This is a genomic window from Kitasatospora sp. NPDC030952 (assembly GCF_055571335.1).
This window is the reverse complement of the sequence record NZ_JBVIFM010000021.1, coordinates 47,263-63,430: the sequence shown is the minus strand read 5'-3', so window position 1 is coordinate 63,430 and position 16,168 is coordinate 47,263. Positions and strand designations below refer to the sequence as shown.

The following is a 16,168-nucleotide window of genomic DNA, read 5'->3' as shown; positions in this document are numbered from 1 at the left end:
GTGCCCCCAGCGGGGGAAGCCGCTGGCCGGCCGGTCGTCGGTGCCCGGCCCGGACGCCTTGAGGGCTTTCCCTTCGCGTGCGGGCACGGTGGCTCCACCGAGACCGGAGCACCGGGCGGCGAACGCCGTCACCGTACGGAGGCCGGACGACGGCTCCCCGACCTCGGAAGGAACACAGCGATGGGCATGGTCATCAGCAGCCCCCTGCCGGACAACGAACGCAAGACGACCGGGGAAGCGCTGCAGGGCGCCCTCGTCGACCTGCTGGACCTCTCCCTGGTGGCCAAGCAGGCGCACTGGAACCTCTACGGGCCCCGGTTCCGCTCCGTCCACCTGCAACTGGACGAAGTGGTCACCACCGCACGCGACTTCGCCGACGAGGTGGCCGAGCGCGCCGCGGCGATCGGGGTCAGCCCCGACGGGCGGGCCGCGACGATCGCCGCCTCCAGCGGCCTGCCCGGGTTCCCCGAGGGCTGGATCGCCGACGAGGCGGTGATCGAGCACCTGGTGAAGGCGTTCGGGGCCGTCATCGAGCGGATGCGGACGCGGATCGACGAGACGGAGAAGGCGGACCCCGTCACCCAGGACCTGCTGATCGGACTCACGGCTGCGCTGGAGAAGCACAGTTGGATGTTCCAGGCGGAGAGCCGGGGTTGACGCGTGCGGGCCCTGCGCGGCTGAGCGACGGGCCGAGGACTGCGACTGCTTCCCGGCGCAACCGCTGACTGCCGGACCCCTGACGCCCGAATCCCTGACGCCCGCCCGGTCCTGCCGCCGGGCGGGCGTCGGCGCGTGGCGCCGGGTGCCGGGGCGTCGGCCGGCGCTCGCCGCGGCTCGTGGCAATCGGGGCATGCCGGGTGCCCGGCCTCGATGCCCGTACCTCGCGGAACGAGAGCACGGGCGACGCCGGTCCCGGCGCGTGGACGTGGCGCGGCTCCAGGAGGACGCCGGTGTGATCGCCCAGTCGACCGGTCCAGCACCGCGCCGACGAACCAGGCCGGCGCCCGGTCCAGGACCGGGACGCCCTCCGGCTCGCGGTGCCAGGCCGTCTCGCCAGGCGCCCGGCCGGATCCGGCCCGGCCACCGGCACGACCTACATCGGACAGTCCAGCAGCCCGGCGAACGCGTCGAAACCGGTCATCCCTCATCCCTCCGTCCGGACGGCGCTCAGCGGTGCGGCCACCGACTCCAGGCTGCGCCGCTCCGCCTTCACGCCGATCGCGGCCTCGACCAGGCCGGCGGCGGTCATGAGGCCGGCGCCGATGCAGAAGGCCAGGGTGGTGTCGGAGACCTCGCCGCTGCTGACGAGGCCGTTGAAGAGCAGCGGGCCGCTGATGCCGCCGACCGCCGTGCCGACGGCGTAGAAGAAGGCGATGCACAGCGCCCTGGTCTCCAGCGGGAAGATCTCGCTGACCGTCAGGTACGCGGCACTCGCGCCCGCCGAGGCGAGGAACAGGACGGCCGTCCAACAGCCGGTCAGGGTGGTCGCGGAGAGCGAGCCGTGCTGGAACAGGACGGCCGCGGCGAAGAGCAGGACGCCGGAGCCGATGTAGGTGCCGGCGATCATCGGCTTGCGGCCGATCGAGTCGAAGAGGTGGCCCAGCAGCAGCGGGCCGAGGAAGTTGCCGACCGCGATCACCGCGAAGTAGTAGCCGGTGTCTCCCTCGGGAACGGCGAAGTAGGTGGTCAGGATGGTCGCGTAGCCGAAGGTCACCGCGTTGTAGAGGAACGCCTGTCCGACGAACAGCGCGAAGCCCAGCGCGGTGCGGCGCGGATAGCGTGAGACCACGGTGCGGGCGATGGTGACGAAGCCCAGCGCTCCGCGTCGGCGGATCCTGATGGGCGCTTCCTCGACGGGCGGCAGGCAGGCGCCGGTCTGCCGCTCCACCGTCCGCTCGGCCTCGGCCACGATCTGCTCGGCCTCCCCAGCCCGTCCGTGGGTGAACAGCCAGCGCGGGCTCTCCGGGACGTGCCGCCGGACCAGCAGGATGACCAGGCCCAGCACCACGCCGATGCCGAAGGCGAGCCGCCAGCCGGTGCCGGTGGCGAAGAGCGAGGTGTCGAGCAGGGCGATCGACGCGAAGGCGCCGAAGGCGGCTCCGGCCCAGAAGCTGCCGTTGATGACCAGGTCGATCCGCCCGCGCACCCGGGCGGGGATCAGCTCGTCGATGGCGGAGTTGATCGCCGCGTACTCGCCGCCGATGCCGAAACCGGTGAAGAAGCGGCAGAGGAAGAAGAACCAGGCCGTCCAGGAGAAGGCGGTGACGGCGGTCGCGGCGAGGTAGACGGCGAGGGTGAGCATGAACAGCTTCTTGCGGCCGAGCCGGTCGGTCAGCCAGCCGAAGAACAGCGCACCGCTGCAGGCGCCCGCCACGTAGACGGCGGCGGCGACCGTGGTCACCTGGGCGGTGCTGATGGCGATGCCGCTGCCGTGCTGGGCCAGGCGTCCGGCCATGTTGCCGACGATCGTCACCTCCAGGCCGTCGAGGATCCAGACGGTGCCCAGACCGATCACGATCCGCCAGTGCCAGCGTGACCAGGGCAGTCGGTCGAGCCGGGCGGGGACGTCGGTGGTGATCTCGCCGGGTTCCGCTTCCCGGGTGCGTGCGGACGGCTTCACCGGGTCGGCCATAGGGGACCTCCTCGTCCTCGGGTCGGTGATCGTTCCGCGTCTGCCCGGTTCTGCGCGGCCCAAGCCCGTTGGCGCGGTGCGCCGTTACGGCGGGCCGGGGGAAGGTAGGCGCGGCGTCGAGACGTCGGTGCCGCCCGCTGCGGGGCGCCCGAACCGGTAAAGGAGGACGAGAATGGACGCGACGACGCACGGTGACGCCGAGCAGGGTGTGAGTGACGCGGCACGCCGCCTCACCGAGTCCACCGCGAACCTGGTCCGCCAGGAGGTCGACCGTGTCCGCGACGAACTGACCGCGACCGTACGGCAGGCCGGCCTCGGAGCGGGGCTGCTCGCCGGCGCCGGGGTGTGCGGCGTCCTGGGACTGGCGTCGGCGCACACCGTGCTGCTGAGGACGTTCGAACGTCGGCTCCCGTACCGGGGGGGCGGCCTTTGCGCTCACCGTGCTCTACCTCGCCGGTGCCGCAGCCCTGCTGCCCGCCGCGCGCGAACGGCTCGAACGGGCACGGCACCAGGGGGCGGGAGCCCTCGACCAGGCGCATGCCGACCTCGACGAGGCCGTGGCGGCGGACCGGCCGGCTGCCGGGCCCGCCGCGCAACCGGCCGCACCGCAGCCGCCCGCCGCACCGCCGTCCACCGCACCGCTGGACGGTCCTGGGCCGTCCGCCGACGAGCAGGGTGGCTGACGGCCCCGTTCCGCAGGTCAGACCAGGCCCAAAACGGGCGACCCGAGCCCAGGTGCCGCGCCAGATGGAACAGCGTCCACTCGGCGACCTCTTCGTCCACGACACACGCGCGCGCCGCACCGTAACACCGCACAGCTTCCGCCAAGACCGGCGACGGCAGGCCTGCACCCGCTGCGCCCTTTGTGGGGCCGGCGCCTGCTGCACCCATCCCGAGGGCGAGCGCGACCGCTGCGCCTCGACCGGCTCGTCCAGGCCGGCGAGACGACCCAGCTCACCGACCCGTTCCCACTCGACCTCGACCCCGCACCGGGCCCTGGGAGCGGCGACTGCCGCTTCCAGACCGTGTCGGCGTCAGCGGTGTCAGGTAGGAGGAGCACGAGGTATCCGGGGACACCGTGCACGGTGATGGGCCCGGCGTGAAGATCAAGGCCCGCCGAAGCGCCCGCAAGCACCACGTTCACCCGTACTGCGCGGTGACCCGGTGTTCTCACCGCGCAGTAGAGGTCGTTCAGGAGGACGGTGCACAACTGCTACGGACCTGTCATCCGTTCGACTTCATCGCGGCATTGGTCACGTACGGCTCGGTCTCAGGCCTGGTTCCCGGACGCCTGCGCTGCCCGGGCGGACCCGATCGTGGCCGCCGCACCGGCGCTACCGGCTGGTGTCGCCCTCCTCGTCCGGGATGACGTGCACCGCGGCCTCTTCGGCTCCCGCGGCGCCGCCGTCGATGCCGGCGTCGGAGGCGACGAGGTCCTTCTCCGTGTCGGGCCGGGCGCCCTCGTCGGGGGCCACCAGCCGTCCGGCGCGGCGGGTGCCCGCGGCCGACGGGTCGAGGGGCTCGCCCTCTCCGCCGGGCAGGTCGCCGATCCCGTCGCCCTCGGTAGGCAGGACGTCGGGCTCCTCCTGGGCGAGGCGCTGGTCCAGCGTCTCGCCGTCCCGCTGCTCGGCGGCCGTCACCCCGGCCTTGCCGACGCCCAGCGGCCTCTCCGGCGGAGAGTAGCCCTCGTCCAGCAGGTCGTCGTAGTCGCGCTCGTCGACCGCGTCGTCCAGGTCCAGGGGTGCCGCGTCCGCCTGCTCCTCCATGTCCCCGGTCGGCTGGTAGACGTCGTCACCCATGCCTTCGCCGCCCGCGGTTTCTTCGCTCATGTCCCCACGCCTCTCCGGTTCTTCGCCATCCCCTGCCGCTTCGCGCGCGTTGGGCGTCCTCAGCTTTCGGTCGGCCGTTCGTCCTCCTCCTCGGGGCTCTCCTCGGCGGTCTCCCGCGGGTCGAGGCGCCGGCTCCGGCCCGGCTCGGCAGTGGTGGCGTTGCCCTCCTCGCCGGTGTCCGGTTCCCCGTCGCCACCGGGCGGGTGGATCGGGTGCTTCTGGTCGGTGTCGTCGAGCGGAACACCACCGGCTCCGCCCTGCGGGACGTCCTCCACGGCTCCTCCTCGTCCTTCGGGGGCCCGAGCGGCCCCGGACCGCGTCCCAGCGCGTACCCGCCCGCACCCGGCGAAACCCCGGGACCGGCTGCGGCTTGCCGCAGGGCCCGTCGTCGCCCCGCGGGCGCCGGGGCATCCCCCGCCGTGGCCTCCTCGCTGACGCCGCCCGGGGCGGGGTGCACTCCCCCCGGCTGCCGGACTCGCCGGGCCTCGCTGCCCTTGGGGACCGCCGGCGGCGGGCGGCAGCCCGATTCCATCTGGTGCGCCGCCGGTACGTGCATCGAGTGCGGTTCGACAGCGTCGGCACCGCGCGGCGGGTCCGGATCGGTACCCAGGCCTTCGCCCGGGAGACCGAGTGGTTCGGCCTCGACGAGTGCGCCATGACGGCGGAGGGCTTCCGCACACCAGCGGTCGAGCGGATGGTCCAGGCCCGCCGCACCCGTGCCCCGCAAGGTACGTGGAGGCCGCCCCGTCCTGAGCCGAAGCAGGCGCAGCCGCCGCGTGCGAATCCCGCGTGGCGTCTGGAGGCGGCCATGGCGTCCGGTTCGAGGATCGCCGTGGAGTCGGCGTGCCGCGACCTCGAGGCCGCAGGCTCGCCGGAAGGCATCGACGGCGCCGAGGTGGCCGCCGCGCTGAAGAAGGCCCGGGACCGGCTGGTGCAGCAGGCCCAGGAGCGGGAGGAACTGTTCGGGCAACTGCGGCAGGCCCTCCGTGACCGCGACACGGTCGCGCTGCGTACCCTGCTGGCGCGCGCGGACACGCACACCGCCGGGGAACGCGACCGGGCTGAACACGCTGTCACCACTCGCGCGGTGGAATTCCTCAAGCACCAGCAGCTCCAGGCCGTCTGGGCCCGCGACGCCGAGCGCTCCCACGGAGCCAACCCGAAAAAGGCCGTCCGCAACATCACAACCCGCCCGCCGAAGGCCGCCGACCCGACCGACGCCGCACACCGCCGGATGTGCGACATCCTCGGCGACCTGCGCCGGCTGGGAAGCCGGCTGCCGACCCGCGACGTCGTGCGCCTGCTGGACTCGCCGGCCGCGACGGTGAAGGCAGCAGGACCCCGGGTGACACCGGAGCAACGCGAGGAGGCCAACTGGTGGCTTGCCCGCGGGAGGAGGCTGCGCGGCGCGATCGTGGCTGAGAGCGCGCCGCAGAACGCGGCTGGCACGGCCGTTCCGGCCACGCGGCGCGGTCCGGAGGAGGCTCGGCCGGGCGAGCGCCACGCCGCTCAGGCCACATCAGGCCACGGTAAGGAGAAGACGTCGTCTGCGGCGCACCGCACCGCCTCCGCCGGGCCGAGGACGCGGGCAAAGCCGGCGTCAGCGGAACCGCCCCGGCTGCCGGACGGTTCGCTGGTGCAGGTGGCCGCCGCGGTGCGCGGGGCCCTGAAGAAGGCGGCCCGTGAGCGTTCGACCACGTCGTGGGCGCGGCTGCGTAACCAGCTGGGCAGCGCACTGCCCGACCTGCACCCGGACGACCAGGTCGAAGTGCTGTTGCGGGTGGAGGCGAGCAGGCCGGGCGACGAACCGCTGTTGTCCTCGCTGCTCGCGGCAGCCGCCAGCGGCTCTCCTACGCTCTACCAGCGCCTGTCCGGCCGACTGGGCCGCCCGCTTCCGGTGCCAGGGTGATCAGGGGGTGTTGCCGTGGACGATGACGCGGCCGGGGTAGTGGGCGTCGATGTAGGCGCGGGCGGCCTGGAGGTCGCCGACCACGCCGACGGTGGTACGGCCGTCGGGCGCGAGGTCGGTGTTGAAGACCTGGAAGTCCGGCCGCTGGAGGTCTTGGAGCTCGCCTTCGAGCTGGTAGTCGTGGTCGCGCCGGTAGACGAGGTCGGAGGTGATGTGGCCGCGCACGACGTGGGTCTGGCCGGGGAAGCGCTGGTCGAGGGCGCGGCGGGCGTCGTCCAGGCTGCCGATCACCTCGACGGTCTGCACCCGGTCGCCGGGGCTTGACCCGACGGTGTCCGCGTGCCAGGTGGCAGGGCCGACGCCGGCTTGGTAGATGGCCTGTTGGAGGTCGGCCAGTTCCTGTCCGCGGGGACCTTCGGGCTGGGCGGCGGCCGCGCCGCACGCGACGGCGAGAACTCCGAGGGTGGCCAGGAGCCGGCCGGTGAGTGCGACGTCCACGGGGGCGCCGTCCTTTCGTGCTGTCAGGCGAGGGAGAGGCCGAACTTGTCGATGACCGGCGAAATCGGGGTGTAGAGCAGGGTGTCGTAGCAGGTGGTCCTCGTCGCCGTCGGGCTGCAGACGGCCTTCTGGCCGCCGCCGGCGACGATGACGCCCCTCGCCTGCATGTCCTCGCCGCCGTTGATGCCGGCGAAGACGGGGCCGCCGCTGTCGCCCTGGGCCACCGCGATGGTGTGGTCGTCGGTGCGCTCGGCGACGTCCATGACGTCGAGCCCGCCGTCGGAATCGGACACGTTGCCGATCGTGGTGCCGGTGCCGGCCTTGTAGGTGCCGGAGGTGCCGCAGTGCGCGGCGGTGAGCAGGACGGCGGTCTTGCCGCGCCAGGCTCCGAAGCCGCTGGTGCAGAAGGCGTTGCCGGGGGCGATGAGTTCGGCGCCGGCGCTCCACGGGCTGGCGTCGCTGTGCCGGGTCGCGGTGGCCGCCGGGGCGGCCGCAGGCGCGGCCTGGACCGGGACACCGGCGAGTTCGGTGGCGCGCGCGGCCACCTGGTCGGCGTCGGTGAGCGTGCGGGACCGGTCGGTGGTGTCGGGGGTGTACGCGACGGTCAGCCTGGTGCCGTCCACCGCCGGGCCCGCGCCGTTCCACACCGCGCCCGCCTCCCCCCCCCCGCACCGCGGCCTCGACGAGCCGGTCCCGCGCCGCGCGCAGCTGCCCCAGGGTGTAGGGCGCCGGCCGGACCGTCGCGGTGATCCCCGGAGGGGTGCGCTCCAGCAGGTCGGTGACCCGCGCGGGCACGTCGCCGCGCCAGTACAGCGCCAGGACGCCCCGCTGCGGGTCGATGGTGTGCCCCGCGTATCCGGGCAGCGTCGCCCGCAGGTGCTCGGGCACCCCGGTGACCGCGTCGGCGAGCCGCTCCAGGGCAGCCTGACGCTCCAGCACCCTGGCATCCACGGCGCTCTCCGTACGGTGGGCGCCGCACGCCGCCGGCGCCTGGGCTGCGGGGGCGGGCACCGCCGTCAGCAGGGTGAGCACGACGGCCCCGACGGCGGTCGCCGTCCTCCCGATACGCACTCGCCCAGTACCCCACAGCGCAAGCGGCCGCCGCCAGCGAACCCCCGCCTCATCACCCGCACGGGCGACGACACGGCAGCGGCACAGCGCCAGCCGGGATTCCCGCCGCCCACATCGATTCCACCGCCCTGCGGCTGCTGCAGGAGTGGGACGGGCACGCCTGGCAGGCGATCGCCCTCACCGACGAACCACCGACTGCCGCGGTGGCGACCGGCTCCAGCCGCCACCGCCGGCCCTGACCGCGGCACCGGCCCCCCGGCGCCCGCAGCCGCGACTTCCGATGACCCCCGAACCATCAACCAGACCCACGTCGACGCAGCGCAACGGACCAAACCCGGTGACCGGCCCGCAACACCAGGGATACAGTCACCACCCGAACCACCGGAAGGGCACCATGGCCGACACCACCACACCCGCCGCCACCGCCGACCGCCCCCAAGCACCCACCGCACCGGCCTACGCCCCCGTGTCCGGAGCCATCCCCGTCCCCCTCGTGGGCCGGATCGCCGCCGGCGGCCCGATCCTCGCCGAGCAGACCGCCGAGGACGTCTTCCCGCTGCCCCGCCAACTGGTCGGCGACGGCGAGCTGTTCGCGCTCACCGTGCACGGCGACTCGATGATCGAGGCGGCCATCACCGATGGGGACACCGTCGTCGTGCGCCGCCAACCGGTCGCCGAAAACGGCGACATCGTCGCCGCCATGATCGACGGCGAAGCCACCGTCAAGCGGCTCAAGCGCGAACACGGCCAGATCTGGCTGATGCCCCACAACCCGACGTACGAGCCCATCAACGGCGACAACGCCACCATCCTCGGCAAGGTCGTCGCGGTCCTGCGCCGCCTCTAACTCGTCGACACCGGCGGTAGCCCTGATCATCCCGCTGTTTCCGCCGTTTCCGCTGTTGCCGTCGGCCACGGTTGATCGCCATGCCCGACGGAGTCAGTCGACCCGTGGATGGTCATGTCAGCCGTAGACCGTATCGTTGCGGCGATCACCATCGAACGCGTACACCGGGGGCAAACATGACCGTTCACCGGCCGGGACTTCCGGAGGACCTTCCGCCAGCCGAGGAGCTGTGGGCGCGCTGGGCGCTGCTCGCCGCCCTTGAGGCGACTACCGAGAATGAAGAGCGCCCGCCGCGCCATCGGACCGGCCGGTGGATCGATGACAAGGGCCTCCATTGGGACGACTGCGGTTGTACCTGGTGGGTCATGTCCAAGGAAGGCGACGGCCGGTTCGTGCTCTACGGTGAGGACGAGGCGAGCGACGTCAAATGCTACGAGCCGGCGATCGACGTGCTGGCGGGCGGTCCGGACTGGCTGCCCTACGAAGAACTGCGGGACCGACTCGAAGGGCTCGAGATCGGCTGCGTCTACTGGTACGAGAACGGCGCGTGGGCCCGGGCCCCGTACCCGGACGACCTTGACGATGATGGATTGGACTGCGGGATGAGCTCCTTCATCGACCGCGGCGAGGTACTGGGCGAACTTGCGGACCACCTGGACGGCACAGTCGACGGGCCGAGCGCGGACAGCCTCCTGGCCGACGCGGAAGCGTACCGACTGGAGCCGCACAGGCTGCTGGAACGGCTGGGCCAGACCAACTGCTACGACGATCCGTTGGACCGGCCCGCCATCGTCAGGGCGCTGGCCCGCACAGGGCTGACGGGGGAGTTCATGGCGACCGACACCCGCTGACGAACAGGACGGGCGTCCCATCGGACTGCCTGCGGCCTCGGCCAGGGCTCCAGCAGTGCCATGACCCCCAGCGGCGCACGGCGCTACGAGGAAGCCGTGGACCAGCAGTTGCTACTCGACGCCGAACCGGGAGGGTCTCGCACTACCGGCTGCTGGCCGAGCCCAAGGGCGCGAGCGACCACCACGGCCTCGTCCGGTACAGCCGTTCCGTCCCTTCAGTGTCGCCGGCCCGCTGGTGCCACCCCGCCAGCGCCGTCAGGGCCCCGGGGTGTCCGGCGTCGGCGGCCCGAAGAGTGAGCCGTTCCGCCGTGTTGTCACGACGGACGGGCGCTACCGGTGACGTACCTCGGCGAGATGGGTGCCCAGATGATGACCTGCACGGGGTGCGGGGCCGTGACAGTGAGCACCTACGCCTCCCAGCCCCGGGTCGGGCTGCCCCAGCTCGACCTCCTGGAGGAGGAAGGCGTCGACCCCGCGCGGGTCATCGTCGGTCACTGCGACCAGTTCGCCGACACCGAGTGCCACGACGCCCTCTCCCGCCGCCGGGCCTGGGTCCAGTTCGACCTGATCAAGCGGCACCACGGCTGGGAGCTCGACAAGGCCGTCCTCATCGTGCGCGCCTTACCGCGGGCACCTGGGCCGCCTTCGCCTGATCGCGGGTGGTCCGCCACCGGTTGGGACGCCGAACAGGTCGCGGACGGCGCCGCGCTCGCCACCGAGATCGGCAAGTACGGCGCCGGCGGTCGCGCACACTACGGACCCCGGGCCCCAAGACCCATGCCGCTGGGACTGGGCTGGCTACAGCCCCTGACCGGTGCAGAACGGTGGCCCGGCCCTGGCCGCGACGTGCTCTCGATGCGGCCGGGCCGTTGACCTGACGCTGGCGACCGGTGGGCCGACGCTGGAACACCAACGGGCCGAGAAGGCGACCCGGGCCCGTCCCGAGGAGGCCGGGGACGGAGCCGACCGGACCTTACTGGCTGACAGTCCAGAGTGCGACGGTCACCCGTGGTACCGGTACCTCACGTCATAACGGGGTGTCGTTGCGGCAGGCGACGTCCAGTAGTGCGGTGGTCACCGTCCCGGCGAGTGCTGTTACGAACGGTACGAACTGGCGGGGGTCGGCGTGTTCGGCGATGCGGAGGGTGAACTCCTTCGGATACCCGGGGCCGCGATGGGTCATCTCGTCATCCAGCAGGATGCGGGCGAACAACGCGGGAGTGACGGTACGCCACCGTTGCCGGGTGAAGCTGTGGTAGACGATCTCGGTTCCGAGTTCGGCGAACCGCACCGAATCGGGCGGCCACCCGCCCACTGTGAGCGTCAGGGTTCTGCGGACGGATGGCCGGCCGTCGTACGACCTGAGCCGCCAACGATCCGCCGGGTTCGCCCACGGGAGCGGTGGAGGGGTGACGGTCGGTGGCGGGAGGTCCTCCGGCCAGTCGAGGACCACCGGCCACCCGGTCACGGACTCCGAGGAGCCCGCGCTGTAGGTCTCCATGCCGGGATTCCCGGCCGCGAGAAGGGCCCCTCCGACGCGCTCGGCCGTGGCGACGATCTCCTGCTCCGCAGCGTGCCGCGCCCGGGCGTTCACCGTTGCGCACAGCAGATCCCGCCACCAGGTCGGGAAGGTTCCGGTGCCCGCCGTCTCCTCCACGCGGCGGCGGGCCGCCGGCTCCCAGGCCACCCGGCCGCACCCGCGACCATGGAGGACAACTAGGACCTTCGCCAACTCCCGTGCAGTGAGTGGGGATTGTGTGTGGTTGGCGATATCGTGCACCATCACGCGGAGAACGTCCGCATCGAACTCCCAGGCCAAGAGCCGCAGATCGGCGGCCTGCACCGCGGCGGCCTGTCGCTTGCTCCACTCCTGGAACACGGCGTACCGGACGGCCCGGTCGGCCTTCTCACGTGCCGCAGCCCGTTCCCGGGCAACGCGCTCCTCCTCCCGCACGATGGCTGTCCGCGCTTCGATCTGCTCCAGCACCGGCCGGTACGCCGCGGCGGCAGCCGCCATCCGGGCCGCGTACGCCTCCTCGGCGCTGCGCCGACGGCGCGCCCGTCGCGCGCGTGTCAGCCGCCGCCGAGGCGCCCACCGCGCCATGGCCTGCCACAGCTCGTCGGCTGCAGCCTCCGTCTCCGCGATGTAGGCGACGGCGGCGTCACGCCAGATGTCCACCTCCCCGGGTGTCACCATCACCTGGACGCTGTGCGCAGTGCGGTCACCAAAGGACCGCCAGGGCTCCTGGCGGCGGGCGCCGTCGGGCAGCAGCTCGCCCTCGACCCAGTACACGAGACACTCCGGCGCCGCCGAACTCGGGCCGTGCCAGGTGTATTTCGCCACCGCCCTGTGCTGTTCGGACATCACCGATTCCTCCCCGTTCCGGCACCCGTCCCCGTCCCCTACCCGTCTCGCACGCGGAGACACCGCCCTCGGTGCGCGTAGGCCGGACCGTTCCCGCCTGTCGCGGTTCGAGGGCGGCTACTCGATCGGATGGGCCGTTCCGGCCGCGAGCACTCAATCGACTTCGCAGCCGCCTAACCCCCCCCTCGACAACGCGCGGCGCATCACCGCGAGCACCTGGTCCTCCGGGAACCGGGCCAACGCGGCGGCCTTGGCGCCTTCGGGTGACCGACGGCCTGTCAGAGTCCGACGCCGCAGTACTTCTTATCCGGAGCCCAGTCCTTGGGAATGACAGCCTTGAAGATGTGCCCGAAACCTGATTCGTCCGTCACCCGCAAGCTCAACGGGCTGACCAGCGGATGGTTGGAGTTGAGCTGCCAGACGTTGCCCTCGCCCGCAACCATCGGTACCCAGTACCCACCGCTGGCTTCCATCAGGTCCACCTGGGTGGGTTCAGGCTGCATTTCACACTGACGGCGAACTGCAGGGGGGTGCTGCCGGGCTGGATGGTGAAGCATGCCAGCGCGGGCAGGCGTACCGCCGGGCGGTCAGCGGACGCGGCAGACTCCCCAACGGCGGTCAGTTGGTCTCCCCACTGGCGGACACGGAACCTCCCCAGTAGCGGACAGCTGATCTCCCCGCCGACCCACCACGCCCGTAACGCACAGTGGGCATGGTGAAGAGCGATGAGGAGATCATGGAGATTCTTGAGGCGTACGACCTCACGGGGAGTAACCGGAAGGCGGCCGAGCTGGCCGGCTGCGACCACCACACGGTCCGGCGCACGCCTCAGCCCACCGCACCCGACGGCCCGGCGAGCTGGTGAACGCGGCGGACCGCGCCCAGGCCGACCCGAGGCCGGATGGCATGTTCGCGGCCGAAATCTCGCAGGTCAAACCCCTGGCCACCGCCGACCCGCGGGTCTAGCATTTCCGGCACGGCGGCCCCACCACAGCACCACCGGGCCGCCGGCCAGCGCAGCCACGCCACCCCCGGCGCGGCTGGCCTCCCACCGGCCGGGCCCCGCGGAACACCCCCTGCTCCCCGAGACCCGGCCAGCCTCCACCTGTACCCGGACATCGGTGAACCGCAGCTTCGCCTGCCGGGTTCAGCGTGTACGAGCAGCCCCGCGTGGTCGAGGGGAGCGGCTCTGCATCCTCAGCTCACCTTCTTGGTCGTGCCGACACACAGTGCCCAGATGACGAACACGTCGATCGCGATCAGGACGACCGCCCACACCGGCTGGTGGGGCAGCCACATGAAGTTGGCGATCATGCCGAACCCGGCGACGACAACGCCGACGGCCCGCGCCCACGCGGCGCCGCTGAACAGTGCCGTCCCGGCCAGAACGAGGACCACCCCGAGGATCAGGTGGATCCATCCCCAGCCCGTGGTGCTCCACGAGTACGTGTAGTTCCGGGTGACCACCACGAGGTCGTCGTTCGCGATGGCGGCGATCCCCTCCAGGACCGCCATGATGCCGCCGAAGAGCAGCATGATCGCGGCAAAGGTGGTCCACCCGCCCGCGTAGGCCCGTTCGACGATCTGGGTCCTGCGACCGGTCCCGGTGTCACTACCGGCCATGGCATGGACTCCTTCCAAAGCAACCGCGTCAACCGATGGGGTGACCTGCTTGGAGGCTCCTTTTCCAGGCTGCCACGCACCCGCACCATCCCGCGAGGGCAAGCCCGTCCGGTTCACCCTGGGCCTTCATCGAAGCCCTGGAGAACCCGGACAACCGCGCCGCTTACAACCAGCGCCAGAAGGCCCGGGAGAAGAAGGCCCGCCAGGAGCACCGAGAGTGGATGCGCACCCTCGCCTGCGCCGACTGCGGCGACGTCCCTGAGGAGGAGAGCACCTGGCACTACGGCCCCGACGGCCTCCGCGTGGAGTGGACCCGCCGCCCTGGCGGCCGCTGCTGGCCCTGCCACCGGGACCGGGAGGAGCGCCTGGAGTGGGAGGCCGAAGAACAGCTGGAGGCCGCCCGCACGGCCAACGCGAAGCTGCGCCCGTGCTGGACGTGCCGGGGCTCGATCTGCGGTCAGGGTCGTGACGGTCACCTGTGGCTTCGCGCTGGCGACACGTGGCTTCGTATCGAAGCGTGAGAGTAGCCCTGTCGTTGGTGCAGAGAAGGTCCATGAGGTAGGCGCCGTTCATGCCGCGATCGGTGAGTTCGACGAAGCGGCCCAAAGTGATGGCGGACCGCGGGATGTTCTCCACCACCGAACTCATCCCACCGCTCGCCGAACGGAGCATCACTTTGTCCACGAGCCAGGTCTACCGGCTCACCGTCGAGCGCCCCGAGCGGCTGAGCCGGAAGATCCTCATGGCCTTGCTCGACATCCTGGACTGCAGCATGGACGACCTCGTCGAGCCGATCGCCGCAGCCGGCACGGTGAGACGTCCAACCGCTTCCACCCAGCTTCTGGGGGGCTCTGGCCACCGCAGCCGAGCAGATGCGGATGGAGAAGAGCGCGGCCTGGTGCCACTGGAGCTGCTACGAGACGCGAAACGGCATCATCCGGGCCGACCTCACCCTCCGCCCGGCCGCCGAGGCCAGACGACAGACGCCCATCTCCGGCGCCGGCGTCCTGCGACCGATGTGGAACATCGGAAACCGAACCCCGACCGGCGAACCGGCCCTCAACATCGCCATGCTCTGGATTGAGCGCACGCCCTTCCTCGAACCCGGCGGGCGAGCCTCGGTGAGACTCGCGCCCCTTGACCCTCAGCAGTGGCAGCACCTTGAGCCCGGCCAAGTGATCACCGTGCACGAGGACCGATCCGTGGCCGGGACGGCAGTCGTCCTGGACGTTCAGCGACCCTGCGGCCACGCCCACGGCATAGAGTCGGAAGATCAGTAACGACCGCGGGAGGGGAACATGGCGGAGCGGAGTTGGCAGCTCAGACAGGGTGAGCGGATGGTGGGAACCTTGGCCCTCGAAAGCGGCGACATGTTCTGGTCCGACTGTCGCTTCGAACCCGGCCCGGCCTGGGAAGGGCTTGCTCCCCTGTTTGCCGCTTCTCGTGATGCCTGGGGCCGTGGTGACGAGGATGCGGCCTTGGCCGCAGACGAAACGATCTACGCCCAGGACCTCGTCCTCGTTCCAGACAGTGGCGGAGCCCCGATCACGGAGTTCCTGATTCGGATCGAGGGGGAGGTTGCCCGATTCCGTCACTGATCCGGCGCAGTCACGCTCCTTCGGACTTCTGACGCTCGCGTTGGTGCAGAGAGGATCCACGTCATCCGGTCCCGCTTCCACGCCGCCGGGGAGCGGCCGTCCCGCGCGGCGGGCAGCCCTATCTCCGGCGCGTACGCCTGGTGGACGGTCATCGTGGCGGCGGTGTGGGGAGGGGAGGGCGCGGATCCGGTGCTTGGGTTCTGATACGCGACCAGCGTCGACCTTCGACGCGCCTTGCGCCAGTGGATTTTCCGATGAGCGCCCGGCCGGGGTTCCGGCCGGGCGCTCAGGTGTTACCCGAGGTGTCCGGCGGCCCGGGCGCGGGCCCAGGCGATGAACTCGTCCACGACCGGATAGCCCGTCTCCACCTGGCCGACCAGCTCCTCCAGTTCGGCCGGTGAAGCCTCGTCGACCCGGAGGATCATCCGGGCCCAGCCGGGCGGCCGCCCGCGGTGGAACGCGAAGCCGGGCCGGCAGATCTCCGTCCACAGCTCTTCGCGGTCGAGCAGCCGCCGCATGGTCGGGATGGTCACCTTCCGCAGGACCTCGGCCATGGCCTGTCCCGCGGTGTCGGGGTCGACCCCTGCGCCGTACGCCCAGTCCGCGTCGAGCGGACTCACCGCGTGGGGGGTGAAGGCGACGTGTTCCGGTGGCGTCACGCTCCACTGCACCAGGGCGGCCGACGCGTCCGGGGCCTTCTTCCGGGCGGACTCCCAACTCTTGCGGTAGCTCCACGCCCAGGAGGCGGCCGGCACGATGAACGCCTTGACCGTGAACACCTCCATCGCCGGATCGAGGTGCTGGGGCCGGAACTCCAGCAGGGCGTGGTCGCCGTTCTCGGCGGCCAGGCGGTACAGCAGACCCTTGCGGGTCAGGCCGGCTTCCTTCGCCACCGGCGCCACGTACCGGCGGGTCCATGTCTCGAGCGACATCATCTGTTGTGGT

The 16,168-nt window shown here is 71.8% G+C and carries 19 protein-coding genes and 3 pseudogenes; 12 read left to right on the top strand and 10 right to left on the bottom strand.

What is annotated here, in order from left to right; genetic code table 11:
• Positions 1-180: 180 nt before the first annotated feature.
• Positions 181-657 (top strand): Dps family protein, encoded by a 477-nt coding sequence (locus ACZ47G_RS29960; RefSeq protein WP_465747958.1) that lies wholly within the window; start codon positions 181-183, stop codon positions 655-657.
• 487 nt (positions 658-1,144) lie between these two features.
• Here ACZ47G_RS29960 and ACZ47G_RS29955 read toward each other — a convergent pair whose 3' ends face one another.
• Positions 1,145-2,632 carry an MFS transporter gene (locus ACZ47G_RS29955; protein WP_465747956.1) on the bottom strand — a complete coding sequence of 496 codons (1,488 nt, stop codon included), beginning with the start codon at positions 2,630-2,632 and terminating at the stop codon, positions 1,145-1,147.
• A 172-nt stretch (positions 2,633-2,804) separates the two neighbouring features.
• Between ACZ47G_RS29955 and ACZ47G_RS29950 the strand changes: the two are divergent.
• Positions 2,805-3,008: pseudogene (locus ACZ47G_RS29950) on the top strand (phage holin family protein); the annotation flags it as partial.
• Positions 3,009-3,072: 64 nt separating this feature from the next.
• Positions 3,073-3,315: a hypothetical protein gene (locus tag ACZ47G_RS29945; RefSeq protein WP_465748146.1), complete on the top strand. Its 243-nt coding sequence runs from the start codon at positions 3,073-3,075 to the stop codon at positions 3,313-3,315.
• A gap of 651 nt (positions 3,316-3,966) precedes the next feature.
• Here the strand turns inward: ACZ47G_RS29945 and ACZ47G_RS29940 are convergent.
• A complete protein-coding gene (locus ACZ47G_RS29940) occupies positions 3,967-4,461 on the bottom strand; it encodes a DUF5709 domain-containing protein (protein ID WP_465747954.1) in 495 nt (164 codons plus the stop codon).
• 59 nt (positions 4,462-4,520) lie between these two features.
• Positions 4,521-4,736: a hypothetical protein gene (locus ACZ47G_RS29935; protein WP_465747952.1), complete on the bottom strand. Its 216-nt coding sequence runs from the start codon at positions 4,734-4,736 to the stop codon at positions 4,521-4,523.
• A 284-nt stretch (positions 4,737-5,020) separates the two neighbouring features.
• On the opposite strand from ACZ47G_RS29935, the gene ACZ47G_RS29930 reads away from it, so the two are divergent.
• Positions 5,021-6,370, top strand: a complete 1,350-nt coding sequence (locus ACZ47G_RS29930) for a hypothetical protein (RefSeq protein ID WP_465747950.1) — start codon at positions 5,021-5,023, stop codon at positions 6,368-6,370.
• Here ACZ47G_RS29930 and ACZ47G_RS29925 read toward each other — a convergent pair whose 3' ends face one another.
• A complete protein-coding gene (locus ACZ47G_RS29925; RefSeq protein ID WP_465747949.1) occupies positions 6,371-6,868 on the bottom strand; it encodes a hypothetical protein in 498 nt (165 codons plus the stop codon).
• Positions 6,869-6,891: 23 nt separating this feature from the next.
• Positions 6,892-7,515 carry a hypothetical protein gene (locus ACZ47G_RS29920; RefSeq protein ID WP_465747948.1) on the bottom strand — a complete coding sequence of 208 codons (624 nt, stop codon included), beginning with the start codon at positions 7,513-7,515 and terminating at the stop codon, positions 6,892-6,894.
• A gap of 522 nt (positions 7,516-8,037) precedes the next feature.
• Between ACZ47G_RS29920 and ACZ47G_RS29915 the strand changes: the two are divergent.
• From ACZ47G_RS29915 to ACZ47G_RS29900, 4 genes and pseudogenes are all read left to right on the top strand, one after another.
• Positions 8,038-8,097: pseudogene (locus tag ACZ47G_RS29915) on the top strand (hypothetical protein); the annotation flags it as partial.
• Positions 8,085-8,786 carry a transcriptional repressor LexA gene (lexA, locus tag ACZ47G_RS29910; RefSeq protein WP_465747947.1) on the top strand — a complete coding sequence of 234 codons (702 nt, stop codon included), beginning with the start codon at positions 8,085-8,087 and terminating at the stop codon, positions 8,784-8,786. The pseudogene ACZ47G_RS29915 and the gene lexA, both read left to right, overlap by 13 nt.
• A 176-nt stretch (positions 8,787-8,962) precedes the next feature.
• Complete coding sequence (locus ACZ47G_RS29905; RefSeq protein ID WP_465747945.1) at positions 8,963-9,637, top strand: hypothetical protein; 675 nt, start codon at positions 8,963-8,965, stop codon at positions 9,635-9,637.
• 354 nt (positions 9,638-9,991) lie between these two features.
• Entirely contained in the window at positions 9,992-10,510 is a 519-nt protein-coding gene (locus ACZ47G_RS29900; RefSeq protein WP_465747943.1) for a phosphotriesterase family protein, read from the top strand.
• 154 nt (positions 10,511-10,664) lie between these two features.
• Here the strand turns inward: ACZ47G_RS29900 and ACZ47G_RS29895 are convergent, their stop codons facing one another.
• Positions 10,665-12,002, bottom strand: coding sequence for a hypothetical protein (locus ACZ47G_RS29895; RefSeq protein WP_465747941.1), 1,338 nt, complete (start codon positions 12,000-12,002; stop codon positions 10,665-10,667).
• Positions 12,003-12,280: 278 nt separating this feature from the next.
• On the bottom strand, positions 12,281-12,475 hold the full coding sequence (locus ACZ47G_RS29890; RefSeq protein ID WP_465748142.1) for an expansin C-terminal domain-related protein: 195 nt from the start codon (positions 12,473-12,475) through the stop codon (positions 12,281-12,283).
• A gap of 239 nt (positions 12,476-12,714) precedes the next feature.
• On the opposite strand from ACZ47G_RS29890, the gene ACZ47G_RS29885 reads away from it, so the two are divergent.
• Positions 12,715-12,867 (top strand): hypothetical protein, encoded by a 153-nt coding sequence (locus ACZ47G_RS29885; protein WP_465748144.1) that lies wholly within the window; start codon positions 12,715-12,717, stop codon positions 12,865-12,867.
• A gap of 332 nt (positions 12,868-13,199) precedes the next feature.
• Here the strand turns inward: ACZ47G_RS29885 and ACZ47G_RS29880 are convergent, their stop codons facing one another.
• Positions 13,200-13,625, bottom strand: coding sequence for a DUF7144 family membrane protein (locus ACZ47G_RS29880; RefSeq protein ID WP_465747939.1), 426 nt, complete (start codon positions 13,623-13,625; stop codon positions 13,200-13,202).
• Positions 13,626-13,846: 221 nt separating this feature from the next.
• On the opposite strand from ACZ47G_RS29880, the gene ACZ47G_RS29875 reads away from it, so the two are divergent.
• The 3 genes from ACZ47G_RS29875 (at position 13,847) to ACZ47G_RS29865 (ending at position 15,223) form a co-directional block, all read left to right on the top strand.
• Positions 13,847-14,146 carry a hypothetical protein gene (locus ACZ47G_RS29875; protein WP_465747937.1) on the top strand — a complete coding sequence of 100 codons (300 nt, stop codon included), beginning with the start codon at positions 13,847-13,849 and terminating at the stop codon, positions 14,144-14,146.
• Positions 14,147-14,208: 62 nt separating this feature from the next.
• Positions 14,209-14,709: a helix-turn-helix domain-containing protein gene (locus ACZ47G_RS29870; protein WP_465747935.1), complete on the top strand. Its 501-nt coding sequence runs from the start codon at positions 14,209-14,211 to the stop codon at positions 14,707-14,709.
• Between the two features lie 214 nt (positions 14,710-14,923).
• A complete protein-coding gene (locus tag ACZ47G_RS29865) occupies positions 14,924-15,223 on the top strand; it encodes a hypothetical protein (protein WP_465747933.1) in 300 nt (99 codons plus the stop codon).
• Positions 15,224-15,276: 53 nt separating this feature from the next.
• Here the strand turns inward: ACZ47G_RS29865 and ACZ47G_RS29860 are convergent.
• Positions 15,277-15,438, bottom strand: a pseudogene (locus ACZ47G_RS29860) (DUF4291 family protein); the annotation flags it as partial.
• A 78-nt stretch (positions 15,439-15,516) separates the two neighbouring features.
• The gene (locus ACZ47G_RS29855; RefSeq protein WP_465747931.1) at positions 15,517-16,155 is read right to left on the bottom strand and encodes a hypothetical protein; all 639 of its coding nucleotides are present in this window, start codon (positions 16,153-16,155) and stop codon (positions 15,517-15,519) included.
• Positions 16,156-16,168 lie beyond the last annotated feature (13 nt).

What these genes read in the sequence shown, in the direction of transcription:
- ACZ47G_RS29960 (WP_465747958.1), top strand. Translation starts at nt 181, where the DNA reads ATGGGCATGGTCATCAGCAGCCCCCTGCCGGACAACGAACGCAAGACG.
- ACZ47G_RS29955 (WP_465747956.1), bottom strand. Translation starts at nt 2,632, where the DNA reads ATGGCCGACCCGGTGAAGCCGTCCGCACGCACCCGGGAAGCGGAACCC.
- ACZ47G_RS29940 (WP_465747954.1), bottom strand. Translation starts at nt 4,461, where the DNA reads ATGAGCGAAGAAACCGCGGGCGGCGAAGGCATGGGTGACGACGTCTAC.
- ACZ47G_RS29905 (WP_465747945.1), top strand. Translation starts at nt 8,963, where the DNA reads ATGACCGTTCACCGGCCGGGACTTCCGGAGGACCTTCCGCCAGCCGAG.
- ACZ47G_RS29900 (WP_465747943.1), top strand. Translation starts at nt 9,992, where the DNA reads ATGGGTGCCCAGATGATGACCTGCACGGGGTGCGGGGCCGTGACAGTG.
- ACZ47G_RS29895 (WP_465747941.1), bottom strand. Translation starts at nt 12,002, where the DNA reads ATGTCCGAACAGCACAGGGCGGTGGCGAAATACACCTGGCACGGCCCG.
- ACZ47G_RS29890 (WP_465748142.1), bottom strand. Translation starts at nt 12,475, where the DNA reads ATGGAAGCCAGCGGTGGGTACTGGGTACCGATGGTTGCGGGCGAGGGC.
- ACZ47G_RS29885 (WP_465748144.1), top strand. Translation starts at nt 12,715, where the DNA reads ATGGTGAAGAGCGATGAGGAGATCATGGAGATTCTTGAGGCGTACGAC.
- ACZ47G_RS29880 (WP_465747939.1), bottom strand. Translation starts at nt 13,625, where the DNA reads ATGGCCGGTAGTGACACCGGGACCGGTCGCAGGACCCAGATCGTCGAA.
- ACZ47G_RS29875 (WP_465747937.1), top strand. Translation starts at nt 13,847, where the DNA reads ATGCGCACCCTCGCCTGCGCCGACTGCGGCGACGTCCCTGAGGAGGAG.
- ACZ47G_RS29865 (WP_465747933.1), top strand. Translation starts at nt 14,924, where the DNA reads ATGGCGGAGCGGAGTTGGCAGCTCAGACAGGGTGAGCGGATGGTGGGA.
- ACZ47G_RS29855 (WP_465747931.1), bottom strand. Translation starts at nt 16,155, where the DNA reads ATGTCGCTCGAGACATGGACCCGCCGGTACGTGGCGCCGGTGGCGAAG.